At 66.0% G+C, this 15,926-nt stretch carries 19 protein-coding genes; 9 read left to right on the top strand and 10 right to left on the bottom strand.

All coding sequences use genetic code 11. From position 1 onward, the window contains the following. The first annotated feature begins 1 nt into the window (after position 1). Positions 2-838, top strand: coding sequence for a metal ABC transporter permease (locus MPARV_RS0105300; protein WP_020377510.1), 837 nt, complete (start codon positions 2-4; stop codon positions 836-838). Positions 839-899: 61 nt separating this feature from the next. Here MPARV_RS0105300 and MPARV_RS0105295 read toward each other — a convergent pair whose 3' ends face one another. Continuing rightward, positions 900-1,823: a cation diffusion facilitator family transporter gene (locus MPARV_RS0105295; protein ID WP_012224376.1), complete on the bottom strand. Its 924-nt coding sequence runs from the start codon at positions 1,821-1,823 to the stop codon at positions 900-902. Next, positions 1,823-2,224, bottom strand: a complete 402-nt coding sequence (locus tag MPARV_RS0105290; RefSeq protein ID WP_012224378.1) for an ArsR/SmtB family transcription factor — start codon at positions 2,222-2,224, stop codon at positions 1,823-1,825. The genes MPARV_RS0105295 and MPARV_RS0105290 overlap by 1 nt, the downstream gene beginning before the upstream one ends. Before the next feature lie 156 nt (positions 2,225-2,380). On the opposite strand from MPARV_RS0105290, the gene MPARV_RS20850 reads away from it, so the two are divergent. Continuing rightward, positions 2,381-3,469 (top strand): isopenicillin N synthase family dioxygenase, encoded by a 1,089-nt coding sequence (locus MPARV_RS20850; protein ID WP_020377508.1) that lies wholly within the window; start codon positions 2,381-2,383, stop codon positions 3,467-3,469. On the opposite strand, the gene MPARV_RS0105280 is transcribed toward MPARV_RS20850, so the two are convergent. Continuing rightward, positions 3,433-3,999 (bottom strand): DUF2231 domain-containing protein, encoded by a 567-nt coding sequence (locus MPARV_RS0105280; protein ID WP_020377507.1) that lies wholly within the window; start codon positions 3,997-3,999, stop codon positions 3,433-3,435. The genes MPARV_RS20850 and MPARV_RS0105280 overlap by 37 nt on opposite strands. A gap of 221 nt (positions 4,000-4,220) precedes the next feature. Between MPARV_RS0105280 and MPARV_RS0105275 the strand changes: the two genes are divergently transcribed. Continuing rightward, positions 4,221-4,862, top strand: coding sequence for a class I SAM-dependent methyltransferase (locus MPARV_RS0105275; protein ID WP_020377506.1), 642 nt, complete (start codon positions 4,221-4,223; stop codon positions 4,860-4,862). Between the two features lie 55 nt (positions 4,863-4,917). Beyond that, positions 4,918-5,451, top strand: coding sequence for a hypothetical protein (locus MPARV_RS0105270; protein ID WP_012224386.1), 534 nt, complete (start codon positions 4,918-4,920; stop codon positions 5,449-5,451). A 39-nt stretch (positions 5,452-5,490) separates the two neighbouring features. Here MPARV_RS0105270 and MPARV_RS0105265 read toward each other — a convergent pair whose 3' ends face one another. Both MPARV_RS0105265 and MPARV_RS0105260 read right to left on the bottom strand, forming a co-directional pair. Next, positions 5,491-6,282 (bottom strand): family 1 encapsulin nanocompartment shell protein, encoded by a 792-nt coding sequence (locus tag MPARV_RS0105265; RefSeq protein ID WP_020377505.1) that lies wholly within the window; start codon positions 6,280-6,282, stop codon positions 5,491-5,493. Further along, entirely contained in the window at positions 6,279-6,683 is a 405-nt protein-coding gene (locus MPARV_RS0105260; RefSeq protein WP_020377504.1) for an encapsulin-associated ferritin-like protein, read from the bottom strand. Before MPARV_RS0105260 ends, MPARV_RS0105265 begins: the two co-directional genes overlap by 4 nt. Positions 6,684-6,814: 131 nt before the next feature. Here MPARV_RS0105260 and MPARV_RS0105255 point away from each other — a divergent pair, with 131 nt between their 5' ends. Then, a complete protein-coding gene (locus MPARV_RS0105255; protein ID WP_012224393.1) occupies positions 6,815-8,074 on the top strand; it encodes a cytochrome P450 in 1,260 nt (419 codons plus the stop codon). Between the two features lie 32 nt (positions 8,075-8,106). Here MPARV_RS0105255 and MPARV_RS0105250 read toward each other — a convergent pair whose 3' ends face one another. Genes MPARV_RS0105250 through MPARV_RS0105240 form a run of 3 tightly spaced genes read right to left on the bottom strand, consistent with a single transcriptional unit; the run spans position 8,107 to position 10,237 of the window. After that, positions 8,107-8,874 carry an SDR family oxidoreductase gene (locus MPARV_RS0105250; RefSeq protein ID WP_020377503.1) on the bottom strand — a complete coding sequence of 256 codons (768 nt, stop codon included), beginning with the start codon at positions 8,872-8,874 and terminating at the stop codon, positions 8,107-8,109. Between the two features lie 58 nt (positions 8,875-8,932). Then, complete coding sequence (locus MPARV_RS22280) at positions 8,933-9,814, bottom strand: acyl-CoA thioesterase (RefSeq protein WP_012224397.1); 882 nt, start codon at positions 9,812-9,814, stop codon at positions 8,933-8,935. A gap of 45 nt (positions 9,815-9,859) precedes the next feature. Next, positions 9,860-10,237 (bottom strand): hypothetical protein, encoded by a 378-nt coding sequence (locus MPARV_RS0105240; RefSeq protein WP_012224399.1) that lies wholly within the window; start codon positions 10,235-10,237, stop codon positions 9,860-9,862. 75 nt (positions 10,238-10,312) lie between these two features. On the opposite strand from MPARV_RS0105240, the gene MPARV_RS0105235 reads away from it, so the two are divergent. From MPARV_RS0105235 to MPARV_RS0105220, 4 genes are all read left to right on the top strand, one after another. After that, the gene (locus MPARV_RS0105235) at positions 10,313-10,888 is read left to right on the top strand and encodes a 1-acyl-sn-glycerol-3-phosphate acyltransferase (protein WP_012224404.1); all 576 of its coding nucleotides are present in this window, start codon (positions 10,313-10,315) and stop codon (positions 10,886-10,888) included. Positions 10,889-10,979: 91 nt separating this feature from the next. Further along, a complete protein-coding gene (locus MPARV_RS0105230) occupies positions 10,980-11,222 on the top strand; it encodes a hypothetical protein (RefSeq protein WP_012224407.1) in 243 nt (80 codons plus the stop codon). 19 nt (positions 11,223-11,241) lie between these two features. Then, entirely contained in the window at positions 11,242-12,582 is a 1,341-nt protein-coding gene (locus tag MPARV_RS0105225) for an aspartate aminotransferase family protein (protein ID WP_031277324.1), read from the top strand. A gap of 25 nt (positions 12,583-12,607) precedes the next feature. After that, positions 12,608-13,654: a D-2-hydroxyacid dehydrogenase gene (locus MPARV_RS0105220; RefSeq protein WP_012224410.1), complete on the top strand. Its 1,047-nt coding sequence runs from the start codon at positions 12,608-12,610 to the stop codon at positions 13,652-13,654. Between the two features lie 356 nt (positions 13,655-14,010). Here the strand turns inward: MPARV_RS0105220 and sufT are convergent, their stop codons facing one another. Together sufT and sufD are read right to left on the bottom strand one after the other, a co-directional pair. Further along, the gene (gene sufT, locus MPARV_RS0105210; RefSeq protein ID WP_031277323.1) at positions 14,011-14,559 is read right to left on the bottom strand and encodes a putative Fe-S cluster assembly protein SufT; all 549 of its coding nucleotides are present in this window, start codon (positions 14,557-14,559) and stop codon (positions 14,011-14,013) included. A 17-nt stretch (positions 14,560-14,576) separates the two neighbouring features. Continuing rightward, positions 14,577-15,926, bottom strand: coding sequence for a Fe-S cluster assembly protein SufD (gene sufD, locus MPARV_RS0105205; protein WP_012224416.1), 1,350 nt, complete (start codon positions 15,924-15,926; stop codon positions 14,577-14,579).

Genomic DNA, 15,926 nt, shown 5'->3' with positions numbered 1-15,926 from the left:
CGTGGACCTGCTGGGGCCCTATCAGTTTGAGTTCTTCCGCAACGGCGTGATGGTGGCCACCCTGGCGGGAGGGCTGTGTGGTCTGGTCGGTGCCTTCGTCGTGTTGAAGGGCATGAGCTACATCGGCCATGGCCTGTCGCACGCCATATTTGGCGGGTTCGCCGCCAGCGCGCTGTTGGGCGTCAACTTTGTGTTGGGTGCGGGCGCGTGGGGCATCGCCTCGGCGCTGATGATCAATGGGGTCACACGCCGACGGGTGATTGGGGCCGATGCTGCAATCGGTGTGATCACCACCGCTTCGTTCGCGCTGGGACTGGCGTTGTTCGCCGTGTTTGGACGCCAGGGGCAAAGCTTCGATGCGGCGCTCTTCGGCAGCATCCTTGGTGTTGAGCCCGCCCAGGTGTGGGGCATCGCAGCACTGTTCGCGGTGGTTGGAGCGCTGGTCTTCGTGTTCTATCGCCCGCTCCTTTTCACGACGTTCGACCCGGAGGTGGCCACGGCGTCCGGGTTGCCCACCGCTCGCATCGATGCGGCGCTCATGGTGGTGCTGGCTGCAACCATCCTGGCCACCATGCAGGTGCTCGGGGTGACGCTGATCGCCGCCGCACTGGTTATTCCGGCCACGGTGGCCCGAATGCTCACCAACAGCTTCAGCCGGTTACTCGTGCTGGCCACCGTCATCGGCTCGGCCACCGGGTTCGTGGGCATGAACGTGAGTTATCACCTGGACATTCAGTCCGGCCCGGCCATCGTGCTGGTCGGCGCGGGCTTGTTCGCCGTGGTTTTCGTGGCCTCGGGATCGTCGATACGGGGTCGTCTCGCCATCGGGCATCACTGAGGGGCCTGACCGATTCGGGGGCCGTACCGGCCGAGAGTTGGCGGTGGCGGTCGGTTGCGGGCTACCAGGCCAGCTCGTCGCATCCCTCGTGGTCGGCCGGCTCCACCTGCAGGGTGGCGTGGCCGATGCCATAGCGCTGCTGGAGCAGGCTCCGTGCCCGGTCGAGCACGTCATGGGAATCGTCGGTCGACTCCACCACCAGGTGCACTGACGCGTTCTCCATCTCGGACGTCAGGGTCCACACGTGCAGGTCGTGCACGTCGATGACCCCGGGGATGGCGGCCAAGCGTTCGCCGACCTCCGCCAGGTCGATCTCGGGCGGGGCCGCCTGTAGCAAAATCCGCACGGCCTGGCCCCCCAACCGCCAGGTGCGGGGCAGTATCCAAAGGCCGATGGCGGCGCCGATCACCGGGTCCACCCAGGTCCAGCCGAAGAGTTGCAGCAGGAGTGCGGCGACGATGACCCCCACCGAGCCGATCGTGTCGGCCAGCACCTCCAGGTAGGCACCCTCCACGTTGAGGCTCTCGGAGGCACCCTCCCTCAGCAGGACAAACGCCACCAGGTTGACCGCCAGGCCCAGCGTCGCCACGATCAGCATTGGAATGCCGAGTACCTCCGGGGTGCCGGTGAAGCGACGGAGCGCCTCGATCAAGACGTAGATCGCCACGCCGAACAGCAGCAGGGCATTGACGAACGCCGCCAGGATCTCCAGGCGGTACAGCCCAAACGAATGCTGGCTGATCTCCTGCTTGCGAGCGTGGTTGTTGGCCAGCTGGATCGCCGCCAACGCCATGCCCAACCCCACGACGTCGGTCAGCATGTGCCCGGCGTCGGACAGCAGGGCCAACGAGTTGGTGAGTATGCCGCCGACGGCTTCGACCACGAAAAACGCGGCGATCAGGGCGAAGGCGATCATCAGCCGCTTCTGGTGGCGGGCACCGGCGCGCAGCGCCCCGGCCCCGTGGTTGTGACCGTCGCCGCCCATCAAACAACGGCCTCAGCGTCGGCGCCGGGCCGGTGGGCGTCGTGGGCACGGGACACCTGGAGCAGCATGCGCACGTGGGCGTCATCGAGCCGGTAATAGACCACGCGACCGTCACGTCGGTTGGCCACGATGCCTGCTGCGCGCAGCAGCCGCATCGAGTGCGACACAACCGTTTCGGTCACCCCCACCGCTGCCGCCAGGTCGCACACGCAGAGCTCGTCTGCTTCGTACAGTGCGTAGAGGATGCGAAGCCGGCTGGGCTCGCCCAGCAACTTGAATCCGTCAGCCAATCGTCGGGCCTCGGCGGAGTTGATGAGGAACTCCTTGGTGGTGGCCACCCGGTCGGGGTCGACCATGCGAACCTGGCAGCCGTCGGAGTGCAGGTCGGTTGCAGTTGTCATCGTCTTCACATCTGTGAGGATGGCAGGCCGTTGGTGGATGGTCAACCCTCGTTGGTGTGGGCCGCCGCACCTTCATGTCGCTGGAACGGTGGAGGTCGGCACTCGGTCGGCACGTAGATTGGCCAATCCATTGAAACCCGGCCACGCGGGAGGGCAATGTCCGACTTCACCCACGTCCCCATCGTCGACCTGTCCGGCCGAGCCGGTGATGAAGCCGAGCGGCGGGCACTGGCCGAGCATCTGCGCGGGATCTGTCACGAGATCGGGTTTGTCGTCGTCACCGGGCACGGGCTCGGGTCCTCGACGATCGACGACGTGTTCACGCTGATGGACCGGTTCTTTGCACTTCCGGCAGACAACAAGGCGCTGATCGACAAGGCGCGCTCGCCGCACTTTCGGGGTTGGGAGGCCGTCGGCGCCGAGCAGACCAACAATCGACGTGACATCCGCGAGCAGATCGACCTGTGGTCCGAGTGGCCAGAACACCAGGGCGACGGGCCTGCCTATCTCAACCTGCTGGGCCCCAACCAGTGGATGCCCGAGGAACTGCTCCCCGGAAGCCGTCGGGTGATGGGGCGATGGTTTGATGAACTCGGTGCGTTGGCGAACGATCTGCTCGGTCTGCTGTCCATGGGGTTGGGGCTTTCGGAGGATCACCTGGTGACCTATTTCGGCGACACCCCGATGTCGCTGACCAAGCTGATCAATTATCCGCCCACGCCGCAGGGACAGGCCGGGGTCAACGCCCACCACGACACAGGGTTTCTCACCTTGCTGGCCACCGGTGAGGTGCCTGGGTTACAGGTGCAGAATTCGGCGGGGGAGTGGGTGGACGTGCCGCCCCATCCAGATGGCCTGGTGGTCAACCTGGGGGAACTGTTGCAGGCCATGACCGGCAACTACTTCGTGGCCACCGCCCACCGGGTGATTGCGCCCCGACGGCGTCGTTCCGCCGCCTATTTTCACGGCCCGTCGCTTGATGCCCGGCTGGACCCGCTGCCGCTCGACGAGTCGTTCGCGGCAACGGTGGCCGCAAGCGAGCGGCACGTGAGCGCCGGGTTCATGGCCCAGCGCGACGAGACCGATGCCGGTGTGGCCGACATGGCCAGCCGACATCGGCCCGATACCTACGGCGAACAGCTGTGGAACTACTTCGCACGCAGCTACCCCAACCTGATGGCTCGGTACGCTTCCACGGGCACGGTCGTTCAGTCCTCGCCGGGGAAGACATCGTCCTCGGACTGATGCCACACGGGGTGATCGCCGGCGGTCTCCACGTTGAAGCCGTACTCAAAGACCAAGGCACCGCCGAAGGTGGCGCCGACCGACACCAGTGCTGCAATCACCACCGAAAGCACGGCGATGGCGGCGGGTGTGGCGGTCGCGGTGTTGTACTGGCTCAGGCGCCACGCCAAGTTTGCCAACGCCAGCACCGTGACGGTGATCATGATCCCGGCGTGGGCGTTGATCGTCCGTCGGGCCTGGGTGCCCGCCTCGGATGAGTCTCGGGCATCGGCCAGGCCGGTGAGCGCTGCGAACACCGACACGGCGGCTCCGGCGATGAACAGCCAGGTGCCAGCGTGCCAGAGTTCCGCCGCCCAGCCGGTGTCGTCGCCGACGGCGGTTGAGACGACGTCGAAGCCCGCTGCGATGATGTACGCAGCGATGGGGATGTCGGTCAGGGGCGGGTGGCTCGGTTTGCCCGACCAGCCGCGGGGTCCTTTGAACTTCCGGCCCTTCAGGGTCAGTGTTGGCGCGAACGAAAACTTCTTCATGGCACACGCTCCTTCTTCAGCTGAGTTTTGAATTGGCACGCTCGGTTTGGCCGGGTGTCCTTGTTGTGCTGCCTTCAGAGTACCCTTTCTAACAAGAATGTAAAGTGATTTTAGAATGGATGTCGACGGGTTGTGCGGTGCTGGTGACGGCCTTGAGGATCTAGCTTGGAGGCAGCGGTCGCCGACCGGATACCAACGCACCCGATTGAGGCACTGGCACCATGGTTGAAACCAGCAAGTGGGTCGAGATCACCGACGCAGACCCAACCCACTCCCAGCGGTACATCGATCGCTTCGCCAAGATGGCGGAGGAGGGGAGGGACCTGGCCGGCGAGGCTCGTTTTGCCGATGCCATGGTGCCGCGAGGAGCGCGCGTTCTCGACGCAGGTTGTGGACCTGGACGGGTCGGTTCGCAGTTGGTGGCGCTGGGCCATCAGGTCGTCGGCGTGGACGTCGATCCGGTGTTGATCGCCGAGGCCCAGCGAGTGTGCCCGTCGGCGACCTGGCTGGTGGGCGACCTGGCAGAACTGGATCTGGAGGCTCGCGGGGTCGCGGGGGGTTTTGACGCAATTCTGTGCGCCGGCAACGTGATGACGTTTCTGGCGCCCAGCACGCGGGGCCAGGTGCTCGTGCATCTGGGCCGACACCTGGCAGAGGGGGGTCGGCTGGTGGTGGGCTTCGGCGCCGATCGCGGCTACGAGTTTGAGGAGTTTCGCCGTCATGCCGAGGAGGCGCACCTGGCGGAGACCTTGGCGTTTGGAACCTGGGACCTCCGTCCGTTCACCGCAGCGTCAGACTTTTTGATCTCCGTGCTCGGTCGGGCGGTGTCGTCATCGCCTCCGACCGCCGATCAGGCGGCCTGACCTGCGGCGTTCTGTGACGTCCGGTCATTTATCCTTCCGTCACTAGAATATTCCCATGACTCTTTCCACGACAGCGAGTTCGGACGCTTCCCCCGACTCGGATCAGGCGACCGGCGATGTTCTGGTGTTACCGGTGGCCTGGCGCAGCGGACTGCCGTTTGCTTGGTTGGGTTCGGCCTCGATCCTGGCCGGTGGGGTGGTGGCTGCCGTCTCCCGCCCCACCGGGTTTGAGCAGGGCCCGTGGGTGGCGGCGTTCCTCGTCCTGGTTGCCGGAGTCGCGCAGTTGTCGCTTGGGGTCGGACAGGCCGCAATGGCGAGCGCATCCCCAACGCCGCTGGTGGTTATCGCAGAACTGGCGCTGTGGAACCTTGGCTGTGTTCTCACCATCGTTGGCACGTTGGCCGCCGCACCGGTGCTGACCACCATCGGCGGGGTGGCTGTGATCGCCGCGCTGGTGGTGTTCCTGTGGTCGGTGCTCACCAACGGCTCAGCGGGCGGTTGGTTGCGAATCGGCTACCTGACGGTGTTGTGGTTTGTGCTGGCCAGCACTCCGGTGGGCCTGCTTCTGGCCTGGCTTCGACACAGCTGAAGGTGCCCGCCTGCTGTCGTCGCCATGGTGGCCCGCTGGTCAGTCACCATGTGCCAGGGCAACGGCGGCATCATCGCCATCCAACCGAAAGCCGACGGTCTCGGTGAGAAAAAGCTCCACCGCGTCGGCGTCGTGGTTGCGGTAGCCCAAGGCCACGTCGAACGATGCCTCAAGATGGTGGTCGCCGCCCTGCATCGAGAGCAGGAGCGCGCCATCGATGGTGGGCGCCCACACCAGCGGCCCGCCGGTGATTGTCCGCAGATGGTCCACCACGAGGCCGCCCTGGTCGGTCGATTCCATCACCCCTCGGTAGCAACGAGGTCCGAGTGCCAGCCCGTAGGGGCCGCCCACCCCGGCCTCTCGCAGGATTGATACCGCCTCCGCCACTGCAACGGGATACTCGGTGTAATCGGGGGGGATGGGCACAACCTCGTGTGGCGCGGCCGTGCGGATCCCCCTCGTTGCTGTGCCCTCGACCCCGTGAAACACCAGGTTGTCCTCAGCATTTGCGATACCTCGCGCGGCCTCCCGCAGCGGATCGAAGTCAACGTCGACGGCACCTCGTTCAAGCGCCTCGAGTTCGGTGCGGTTCATCGTGAAGCGGGTGTTGAACTCGAACATTTCCACCGTGACCAGCCGGGCCACGCTGACGTCGCCGTTGATCACCTGCTCCACCCGGCCGGTTGGCAGACAGGTGGCTCCGGTTGGGCCATGGAAGTCCATCAACCGTCGGGCGGCCAGAAACACGCGCAGGTTGTCCGCCGCCTCGGCATCCAGTGCCGCCCAGGCTGAGTCGGAGATCGGGGCAAGTTCTCGATGTAGCCGGTTCATGGTGATTCCAGTCCTTTCATCCCGCCGATACCGAGGCCGCTGGGCCCGTTGGTGGGGAGGCGGTGGCCTTCGGCAGGATCTTCATCGGTGCCGTCTTCGGATGCTTCTTCGACCGTCAGCAGGGGGCGGTCGGTGAAGAGGTAGGTGCACAGCTGCTCGTCCAAACCCGGGTCGTGGCGTCGGAGCCACTCCAGGTTCATCGCTGCGTGTTCCTTCTCCTCGTCCCGGTTGTGGGCGAGCAGTTCGGCCAGCGACTCGTCGGTGGTGGCCTCCACCCGTTGGTCGTACCAATCGACCGCCTCGAGCTCCTCCATCAACGACACGATTACCCGATGTCGGTCGATGGTGCCCTCCGACAGTCGGGCGGGGTCTTCGTGGAGCTCTGCACTGGATCCGGCCATGCGTCGTCCTCTCGTCCGAGTATCAAGCCTCGTGCTCATACCCGCAACGGCATCGGCGTAAACCGACATCGTGAGCGCTTGGCGGTCAGTCCCTCGGTAACGTGTCCCTTCCGTTGACAAGGGGAGCACGGATGACCGCATCGATGCGACTGGCGCAGCCAGAGTTTTGGAATCGTCAGCTGGCCGAACGCATGGCTGAAATGGCCGAGATCCGGGAGCGGGGGCCATTCGCCCACACGTCCTACATCAACCCGCTCACCGCGGAGACCGAGTCGTTCTACGCTGCCACCCGCTACGACGAGGTCGTCGAGATCTCCAAGCGGCCCAAGGACTTCTGTTCCGGCAAGGGCGCAGTGTCCGTGCCCGACATGCCGGAGGAGGCACTGAACTTCTTCGGTTCGTTCATCAACATGGATGATCCCCGCCATGCCCGCCAGCGCGGCATCGTGGCCCGCTCGTTTACACCCAGGCAGTTGCAGGGGGTGCTGGACTCGGTGGAGACGATCTGTGCCGAGGTGATCGACGGCTTCTGCCAGGACGGCGAGGCCGACCTGGTGCAGGTCTTCTCCCAGCCGTTCCCATTGCTGATCATCTGCGACATGATGGGTATCCCGCGTAGCGAGTTCGAGACGGTGCTCACCGCCACCAACGTGATTCTGGGCGGTGGCGACCCCGAGTACATGGGCGACGGCGACCCGCTGGAGGCGCTGTTCACAGCGGGCATGGCGCTCACTGCGCTGATGGGCGAACTGGCCGAGGAACGCCGTGCCAACCCCACCGACGATCTCACCTCCAAGCTGGTGCACAACGACGTTGGCGAGGACATGCTGGACCCGTCGGAGATCGCACCGTTCTTCATCCTGCTGGCAGTTGCCGGCAACGACACCACCCGCACCGCAATCAGCCACGGTATGAACCTGCTGGGGCTCAACCCCGACCAGCGCCGGCTGTGGCAAAACGACCTGGACGGCATCGGCCCCACAGCGGTGGAGGAGGTGGTGCGGGTGGCCTCGCCGGTCACCTACATGCGGCGAACCGCCACGCGAGACCTCAGCCTGTCGGGCCAGGACTTTGTGGAGGGCGACAAGGTGGTGCTGATGTACGCGTCAGCCAATCGCGACCCACGAATTTTCGATCATCCCGAGACGTTTGACGTGCGACGTGACCCCAACCCCCACCTGGGTTTTGGTGGCCCCGGACCGCATTTCTGTTTGGGTGCCCATCTGGCCCGCAGGGAGGTATCGGTGGCGTTTCGACAACTGTTGACCCGCCTGCCCGATATCGAAGTCTGCGGCGACCCGGTACCGTTGCAGACGATGGGCATGCCGCTGGTGGGTGGCATCAAATCGCTGCCGGTTCGTTTCACCCCCACCGAACCCGTCGGTTCGTAGAGCCAGGCCAACGGCGGTTCGAACGCCGAGGGTTATTGCAGGCCGTCCCAACGGCCGCCGTCCACCGGTATGGCGGCACCGGTGATGAAACGCGCCGACTCCGAGCACAGAAACGCCGCCACCCGACCGAAGTCGTCGGCATCGCCCACGTGACCCATCGGCACGTCTGCGGCGGCCCTGCTGAGGTCTCCCCCGTAGAGGCTGCGCAACCGCTCGGTGTCGTGCGAGCCCGGCTGGATCGAGTTGACGGTCACCCCGTCGACGGCCACCTCCAACGCCAACGACTTGAGGAAGCCGGTGGCTCCGGCCCGCGCCATCGTCGACAACATCAGCTTGGGGGTGGGCTGACGGACGGTTGCCGAGGTGATGGCCAACACCCGTCCCCATCGAGCTGCTCGCATGGCGGGCACCGCCGCCTCGCACATGCCAACGGTGGAGAGCGCGTTCAACTCGAAGGCCTTGGCGTACTCGTCTGTCTGGGTACCGGCGAACCCGCCGGCGGGTGGGCCCCCTGCGTTGGCCACCAGAATGTCGATGCCCCCCAGCGCCTTGGCGGCCTGCTCGACGAACGCACGGCCACCGTCCATCGTGGCCACGTCTGCCCGGATGCCGACGACGTCGCCGCCGCCGCCGCCGCCGCCGCTGCGGATCGAGTCGGCCGCGGCGTCGAGTCGCGTCTGGTCGCGGCCGCAGATGGCCACCCGCACCCCGTCGGCCGCCAGCGCCTGTGCCGTTGCGAGGCCCAACCCGCCCGATGATGCCGCCACCGCCGCCCGACGTCCGCTGATACCCAGGTCCATCGGCGCAGGGTACCCCCGACATGTTCGCTTGGCCGTGTGTGATCGGGTGGAGCCTCGCTCAGCCTTCTCCCGGTGAAGGCTTGGCGGCAGCGAAATCAGTTGGGCTGAAGCGCATCATCGAGGATGTCTGGCTCGCCGTGGCGAGCAGCGCTCCCGACTCGGACCAGACGTGCGCGGTCCCGTGGCCATAGTCGCCCACCGCCAGGTGTGGTCGAAGGTCGATGAGCACCCACTCGGTTGTCTCGAAGGCCCCGATGCGGATCGTGTTGTCCAAGCTGATGCCACCGGCCATGACACCGCAGGCGTGGGCCACTGAGAGCGGCACCATGTCGGCCACGTACGACGCAATCGCCGGGGTGATCGCAACCTGATCGCGGCGGCGTGCCCACACACACATCCGGCCCGGACCCGGATCGGGGTGAGCTTCGACGGTGGGCTCTCGGAAGTCGAGTGCGGCATTGAAGCCGAGGTCGGTCGGGAAGTTCGAGAAGTCCGCTTCGATGCCGGCATTTCTCACAACGGCAACAAACGGGTTGGGCCAGGGTTCGGAGCGCTCGGGTGGGCTGACGGTGGGTGCCTGATCGAACGTGCCGGCGAGTCCAGACTCCTTGTGGTGGCCGGTGGCGCCGAGCGAGGCGAACATGATGTCGCCTGCGGCATCGGTGCCCGTCACGCGCACCTGGTTGGTACGTCGACCCGGGGCCAGCACCTCGGTGTGGACCGAGATCCGCTCGTTTGCCGGTGCCGTGGCGATGAACTGTGTGGTCATCCACAACGGCGAGCGGTTCGTCAGAGCTTCGGCGGTGGCGATGGACACGGCGATGGCCGTGCCGCCGTAGAGGAGGCCGTCGAGGCGCGCCAGGTGGTTCTCGACGGTGAAGTGAAAGTGGCCGGGGCCGTCACCCGCAGTGAGCCCAAGGAACTCGATGTCGGTGTCCATCGGCGCACCGTATCGGGCGCCACGCGATCCTGGGACGCTGCCGGGTTATCGTCCGATGGCGGTTGCCAGGGCTCCCGGATCGGCGACGCTGACCCACAACGACGAGTGATCCTTCAACCCGATCACCTTGGGCACCTTCTCGGCGAAGGCGATGCACAGTCCGGAGGTGTGGTTGGTGCCGAAGGTCAGCCCATCGTCGGCGAAGCTGAGCCGAATGCCAACCGCCGTGTACCAGCGGTGCGGGCCGGTCACCCTGGTGTGGTCGACGTTGGCCAACGGGGTCTCCAGCGAAAACCGTCCGTAGGTGGCTCTGAGCTGTCCATCGTCGGTGAGGGTGACCCCGTCCGAGTTGCTGACGCCCAGGAGCACAAACATCGGCTTCCAGCGATGGTCCAGGCGATACGGAAACACGGCGTCGGGCATGGAGCACAGCCTGCCACCCCGGAGGGCCCCTCGCCGCGCCGGGGTGCCGCCATCGATTGCCGGTACGGTTGTGAGGTGAAGAAGACCGTCGCCCGCCTCGCCTTGACCCTCGGTCGCTACAAGGTCGTCAACCGTCCGCCAGCCGAACCGGTGATGTTGTTGATCGCCGCCCCCCACACATCCAACTGGGATTTCATCTTGATGCTGTGCATGGCGTGGGCCAGCGACCTGTCGCCCCGCTGGCTGGGCAAGCGCGAGATGTTTGATGGCTTGCTCGGTCCGCTGTTCCGTCGATTGGGTGGCGTGTCGGTGGATCGAAACAACCCTGGCAGCCTGGTTGATGACCTGGTGGCCGAGGCCCGCAGCACGTCCTCCCTTGCGCTCGTCATACCGGTGGAAGGCACTCGGGAGCGCGGCGAGTATTGGAAGTCGGGCTTCTACCGCATTGCGTTGGATGCCGAGATGCCGATCGTGCCCTCGTACCTCGACGGTCCCACCCGTACCGGCGGGTTTGGCCCGACCGTCATCCCGTCGGGCGACGTCTCGGCTGACATGGACAGGTTCAGGGACTTCTACGCCGACAAGCGTGGCGTCAAGCCGGAGAACAAGACCACTCCGCGCCTACGCGAAGAGGACTCGGCCATCGCCTGAGTGCGCCGCGGCGCCGCAGGTGATTGGGGCCCAAATTGATGGCCTCGCCGTTTCGGCTTGCCGGCCGTGTGTCGCCGGCTACTATCGAGCTGTGAGCGACTACGTGATTCCCGATCCGGAGCCCAAGGAGATCGACGAGAAGTTGTCGATCGAATTGCGCCACCTGGCCGACAACGCCGTCCTGAAGGCCAAACCCCAGGGCGACGAACGCTGCGACAACTGCCTGTATTACCTGGAGAACACGGCCGAGATCTCCTATTGCTGGCACCAGAAGCTGCGCATCCTCGTCGGCGGTGAGTGGTGGTGTCAGTGGTGGGAGGAGATCCCTGAGTAACGACCCGTCCGCCGCGCCGCTGTATTGGAACGGCACCGACACCGCTGCAAATGACCGCGCTCACGTGTTCCATTCGTGGTCGGCTCAGGCCCTGATCAACCCGGTGGCCATCGCCGGTGGCGAAGGCAGCTGGATCTGGGACTTCGACGGCAACCGGTACCTCGACTTCAGCTCGCAACTGATGAACGTCAACCTGGGCCACGGCCACCCCACGCTGGTGGCGGCCATTCAGGAGGCGGCCGGACGCTTGGCGACGATCGGTCCGTTCCATGCCAACGCCGACCGCTCCGAGGCCGCCCGGCTGATCGCCGACGTCGCACCTGACGGTATGAACAAGGTGTTCTTCACCAACGGCGGTGCCGACGCCAACGAGAACGCCATCCGGATGGCCCGGCTGCACACCGGGCGACACAAGATCCTGTCCGCCCATCGCAGCTATCACGGCGCCACCGCCGGAGCGATCACGATGACGGGCGACCCGCGTCGTTGGGCATCGGAACCTTCAATGCCGGGAGTGGTGCGGTTCTTCGGGCCCTACCCGTATCGATCGTCGTTTCATTCCGAGAGCCCGGAGCAGGAATGCGAGCGGGCGCTGGCCCACCTCGAGGAACTGGTCATGTTCGAGGGCGCCCACAATGTGGCGGCCATCATCATCGAGCCTGTGGTGGGCACCAACGGCATCCTCGTACCGCCTGACGGTTACCTCGTCGGTATGCGCGAGCTGTGCGACCGCCACGGCATCATGATGATCTCCGACGAGGTCATGGCAGGTTTCGGCCGCTGCGGTGAATGGTTTGCCATCCAGCGATGGGACGTGACCCCCGACCTGATCTGCTTCGCCAAGGGTGTCAACTCCGGCTACGTGCCGCTGGGCGGTGTGATCATGTCCGATGCCATCGCAGCCACGTTCGACGAGCGGGTGTATCCCGGTGGTCTCACCTATTCCGGCCATCCGCTGGCCTGCGCATCAGCGGTGGCTTCGATCGGCGTTTTTCGGGAGGAGGGCACCTTGCATGCCGCCCGTACCCTTGGCGACGACGTGATCGGGCCCGAACTGGAGGCGATGGCCGAGCGCCACCCCTCGGTTGGGGAGGTGCGGGGCCTCGGTGCATTCTGGGCGATCGAGTTGGTGCGTGACCGTGCCACCCGGGAGATGTACGTGCCGTACAACGCTGCCGGCGACGCCGCCAAACCGATGAACGACGTGGTGGCGGCCATCAAGGAGCTGGGTGTGTGGGTGTTCGCCCATTTCAACCGCATACACATCACACCGCCGTGCAATACGAGCCACGACGACGTGCGCAACGGTTTGGCGGCGATCGACAAGGCCCTGGAAGTCGCCGACGCCCATATCGCCTGAGCGGTCCCGCCGTAGGGTCGCACCCATGAACGAATCCACCGATGGCCTGGTCGTCGCCGTTTCCGTGTCCGAGCGCATTCCGGCCATGGAGCGGCGCATCATGGCCGCCCACCCCGGGGTGGAGCTGATTTGGACGCCGTATGTCGAGCCGCTGGAGGTGCGTTCGTCCAAGGCCCGCAACGGCGGTGTCGACCCTGAAGGGATGGAGACGCCCGAGATCACCGGCGAGTTGCGCGAGGCGTGGGCACGGACGCAGGTGCTGGTCGGACTCGACCTTCCCGCCGATGCGGCCGAGCTGTTTCCCCGGCTGGAGCTGTTTCAGCTGGCCTCGGCGGGCTACGACAAGTGTGACCTGGCAACACTTCGGGTGATGGGCGTGCGCCTTGCGACGAGCAGCGGCCTGGCCGCGCCCAGCATTGCCGAGTTCGTCATGGGGCGGCTGCTGGCCGAGTGGAAACACTTCCGCACGCTCGACGCCCAGCAGCATGCCCACGTGTGGACCCAGCAGTTGGGGGCCGAGGTGGCGGGACGCACCCTGGGCATCGTCGGGCTGGGCTCCCTCGGGCGCGCGATCGCCCGCCGGGCCAAGGCGTTTGACATGATGGTGCTGGCCACCCGGGCCTCCGCTCAGCCGGGCGACACCGACCCCGACGTCGACGAATTGCACCCGGCATCGACGCTCGACGAACTGCTACCCCGCTGCGACGCGGTGGTTGCCACGCTGCCCGCCAACGAGTCCACCTTCGACATGTTCGACGCCTCACGGTTTGGGGCGATGGCCGAGGGCGCAGTCTTCGTCAACGTCAGCCGCGGCTCGCTCGTCGTCGAGCCGGACCTGGTGGAGTCGCTGCGTTCAGGCCACCTGCGTGCCGCTGTCCTCGATGTCACCCGGGTGGAGCCGCTGCCCGCCGACGACCCCTTGTGGGACGCACCCAACCTGTACCTGTCACCCCACACGTCGACCTCGCTCGACCGCTATGCCGACAACCTGGTGGACCTGGCCGCCGACAACCTGAACCGTTTCGTCGAGGGCCAACCGCTACGCAACGAGGTCGATCTTGCCGGCCGCTGAGTTGGAGAAGGGAGAAGTGCTCGTGGGTGACGTCGCTCGAGCACGGATCTGGGTGGGGTTGTTGATCGTGACACTGCTGACGTTGGCCTTCTTGGGCCTTGCCCCTACGGGGGAAGGGACGTACTTCTGCGATGTGCCTCCGGTCGCGAGGCTGTTCCAACCCGAGGCCGAAGCCGCCCCCGCCGGCTTCCCGGATGAGGGTGCTCCGAGTGCCAACCAGCCTGAAGCGGATGTGCCTGACGCAGTCGCTCGGCGCTGGACACCACTCCTGCGCAACGAGAGGCCGTCGAACTCGGCCGTCGGCCTCGCTGCTCGCAGCAAATCCGACGGCCGCTAGCCGACTGTCTCCCGCAGAACTACAGCAGGCCGAGTTCCAGCTTCACCGCGTCGCTCATCATGTGAGCACCCCACGGCGGTGAGAACACCAGTTGCACCTCGGCCTCGTCGACGCCGGGCACGGCCTCGGTGGCCTTCTTGGCGTCACCGGTGAGCACGTCACCCATGCCACAGCCGGGCGCGGTCATGGTCATGTCGATTTCGATGCGACGACGACCGTCGTCCAGAATCACCTCTTCGACCCGGTACACCAGCCCCAGCTCCACGATGCTGACGGGAATCTCGGGGTCGTAGACCTCCTGAAGCGCCTCCTCGACGTACTCCATCGAGAACGGCCCCTTTGCCCGTTCGGCGTCGCGTGCGATCTTGTCGGCGAGCTCTTTGGGGAGCTCCCGTCCCAGCGCATCGGCATCCATGCCGTCGACGCGCATCAGGTTGCCGTAGTCGGTCTTCACCGTGAAGCTGCCGCCCAGCTCCTGGACGACTCGAACCTTGTCGCCCTCCGAGAGGACCACCTTCTCACCGTTGGGCACCGTGACGGCGTCGCAGTCCCGCGAGAGCGGACGCATGGCCGACGCGATGCCGCTCACGACGCGTCCAGACGCTTGGCTTCCCGGTGGAGATCGTCGTGACCGATCGACACCTCGGCGTGCTTGGCGGCGACGATCGCCTTCAGGTGATCGCGGAGCGACTTTGGCTTGACGGTGTCGATCACCTCGCGAATGAATGCGTCGATGAGCATGCTGCGGGCCAGGTCGGCTTCGATGCCGCGGCTGCGCAGATAAAACAGCGCCTCGTCGTCCAAACGACCGACGGTGGCGCCGTGGGTGCAGCGCACGTCGTCGGCGAAGATCTCGAGCCACGGCCGGGTGTCGGCCTGCCCGTTGGGGCTGAGGAGCAGGTTGCGGTTGGTCTGGTGGGCGTCGGTGTCGACCACGCCCGGGCGCACGATGATGTGGCCGCTGAAGGAGCTGCGGGAACGCTCCTCGATGACCGACTTGAACTCCTGATCGCTGTAGCAGCTCGATGCCCGGTGATCGGCGGTGATCATCGTGTCGTGGCGCTGCCCCTCGTTGAGCACCTGAATGCCCGACAGGTTGGCGGTGGCGTGCTCGCCGGTGAACTCCACCCGGAAGGCGTTGCGGGCGATCCGAGCGCCGAACATGACCGAGGTGGACATCAGGGTGCTGTTGGCGGCCTGGATGACGTCGGTGTGGCCGATGTGGATCGCCTCGCCGGCCTCGGTCTGCACCCGGTGATGGGTGAGCGTGGCGTCGGCACCCAACGAGATCGTGGTGTCGGTGTTGCGCAGCGCCGCGCCATCGAGGCCGACGAAGGATTCGATGATCGCCGCGCTGGCGTTCTGGCCGATCACTATGACCGTGCGGGGATGAGCGACCTCCAGCGTGTCGCCGGGAGCGGTCAGGTGCACGATGTGAATCGGTGCGTCGGTGGTCGACCCTGGTGCGGCGATTACGACGGCGGCCTCGCCCCCGTCGGCACGGTTGAGCGCATGGAACCCATCGGTGAACTCACGGGCTTCGGCGGTCTCCACCAGCGAGTGTTGTTCGGACGGGACCTGGCCGCCGGGCCCGCACCACACCTCGGAAGACGTGGCCGGGTCGGACAGATCGGCCGAGTAGAACCCGTTGACGAACACCAAACGCGGGCCGCCATGTTGCCCTGCGAGCGACTCGATGGTCGACGGGTCGACCGACCGGGCCTGCGCAGGTGCGGCGTTGCCCATGGCGGTGCCGAGCTCGTTGTGGGGGGAGTAGTGCCATGGCTCGTCGTGCCGGGTGGGCATGCCGTGCTCGGCGATCCAGGCGAACGCCTCGGAGCGCCGGGCGGCGGTGCCATTGGCCGACTCGGTGGGCAGTGGATGGACCAGACGCTCCAGGGGGGCGACTTCGAAGGCGGTGTTGGTCACGGCCAT

Source organism: Candidatus Microthrix parvicella Bio17-1 (assembly GCF_000299415.1).
In the GTDB taxonomy this organism is placed as follows: domain Bacteria; phylum Actinomycetota; class Acidimicrobiia; order Acidimicrobiales; family Microtrichaceae; genus Microthrix; species Microthrix parvicella.
This window is presented reverse-complemented; position numbering and strand designations above follow the sequence as displayed.

Bases quoted from the DNA above. Each gene is read 5' to 3' on its own strand.
- MPARV_RS0105295 (WP_012224376.1), bottom strand. From the start codon at position 1,823: ATGGGCGGCGACGGTCACAACCACGGGGCCGGGGCGCTGCGCGCCGGT.
- MPARV_RS0105290 (WP_012224378.1), bottom strand. From the start codon at position 2,224: ATGACAACTGCAACCGACCTGCACTCCGACGGCTGCCAGGTTCGCATG.
- MPARV_RS20850 (WP_020377508.1), top strand. From the start codon at position 2,381: ATGTCCGACTTCACCCACGTCCCCATCGTCGACCTGTCCGGCCGAGCC.
- MPARV_RS0105280 (WP_020377507.1), bottom strand. From the start codon at position 3,999: ATGAAGAAGTTTTCGTTCGCGCCAACACTGACCCTGAAGGGCCGGAAG.
- MPARV_RS0105275 (WP_020377506.1), top strand. From the start codon at position 4,221: ATGGTTGAAACCAGCAAGTGGGTCGAGATCACCGACGCAGACCCAACC.
- MPARV_RS0105270 (WP_012224386.1), top strand. From the start codon at position 4,918: ATGACTCTTTCCACGACAGCGAGTTCGGACGCTTCCCCCGACTCGGAT.
- MPARV_RS0105265 (WP_020377505.1), bottom strand. From the start codon at position 6,282: ATGAACCGGCTACATCGAGAACTTGCCCCGATCTCCGACTCAGCCTGG.
- MPARV_RS0105260 (WP_020377504.1), bottom strand. From the start codon at position 6,683: ATGGCCGGATCCAGTGCAGAGCTCCACGAAGACCCCGCCCGACTGTCG.
- MPARV_RS0105255 (WP_012224393.1), top strand. From the start codon at position 6,815: ATGACCGCATCGATGCGACTGGCGCAGCCAGAGTTTTGGAATCGTCAG.
- MPARV_RS0105250 (WP_020377503.1), bottom strand. From the start codon at position 8,874: ATGGACCTGGGTATCAGCGGACGTCGGGCGGCGGTGGCGGCATCATCG.
- MPARV_RS22280 (WP_012224397.1), bottom strand. From the start codon at position 9,814: ATGGACACCGACATCGAGTTCCTTGGGCTCACTGCGGGTGACGGCCCC.
- MPARV_RS0105240 (WP_012224399.1), bottom strand. From the start codon at position 10,237: ATGCCCGACGCCGTGTTTCCGTATCGCCTGGACCATCGCTGGAAGCCG.
- MPARV_RS0105220 (WP_012224410.1), top strand. From the start codon at position 12,608: ATGAACGAATCCACCGATGGCCTGGTCGTCGCCGTTTCCGTGTCCGAG.
- sufT (WP_031277323.1), bottom strand. From the start codon at position 14,559: ATGCGTCCGCTCTCGCGGGACTGCGACGCCGTCACGGTGCCCAACGGT.
- sufD (WP_012224416.1), bottom strand. From the start codon at position 15,926: ATGGCCGTGACCAACACCGCCTTCGAAGTCGCCCCCCTGGAGCGTCTG.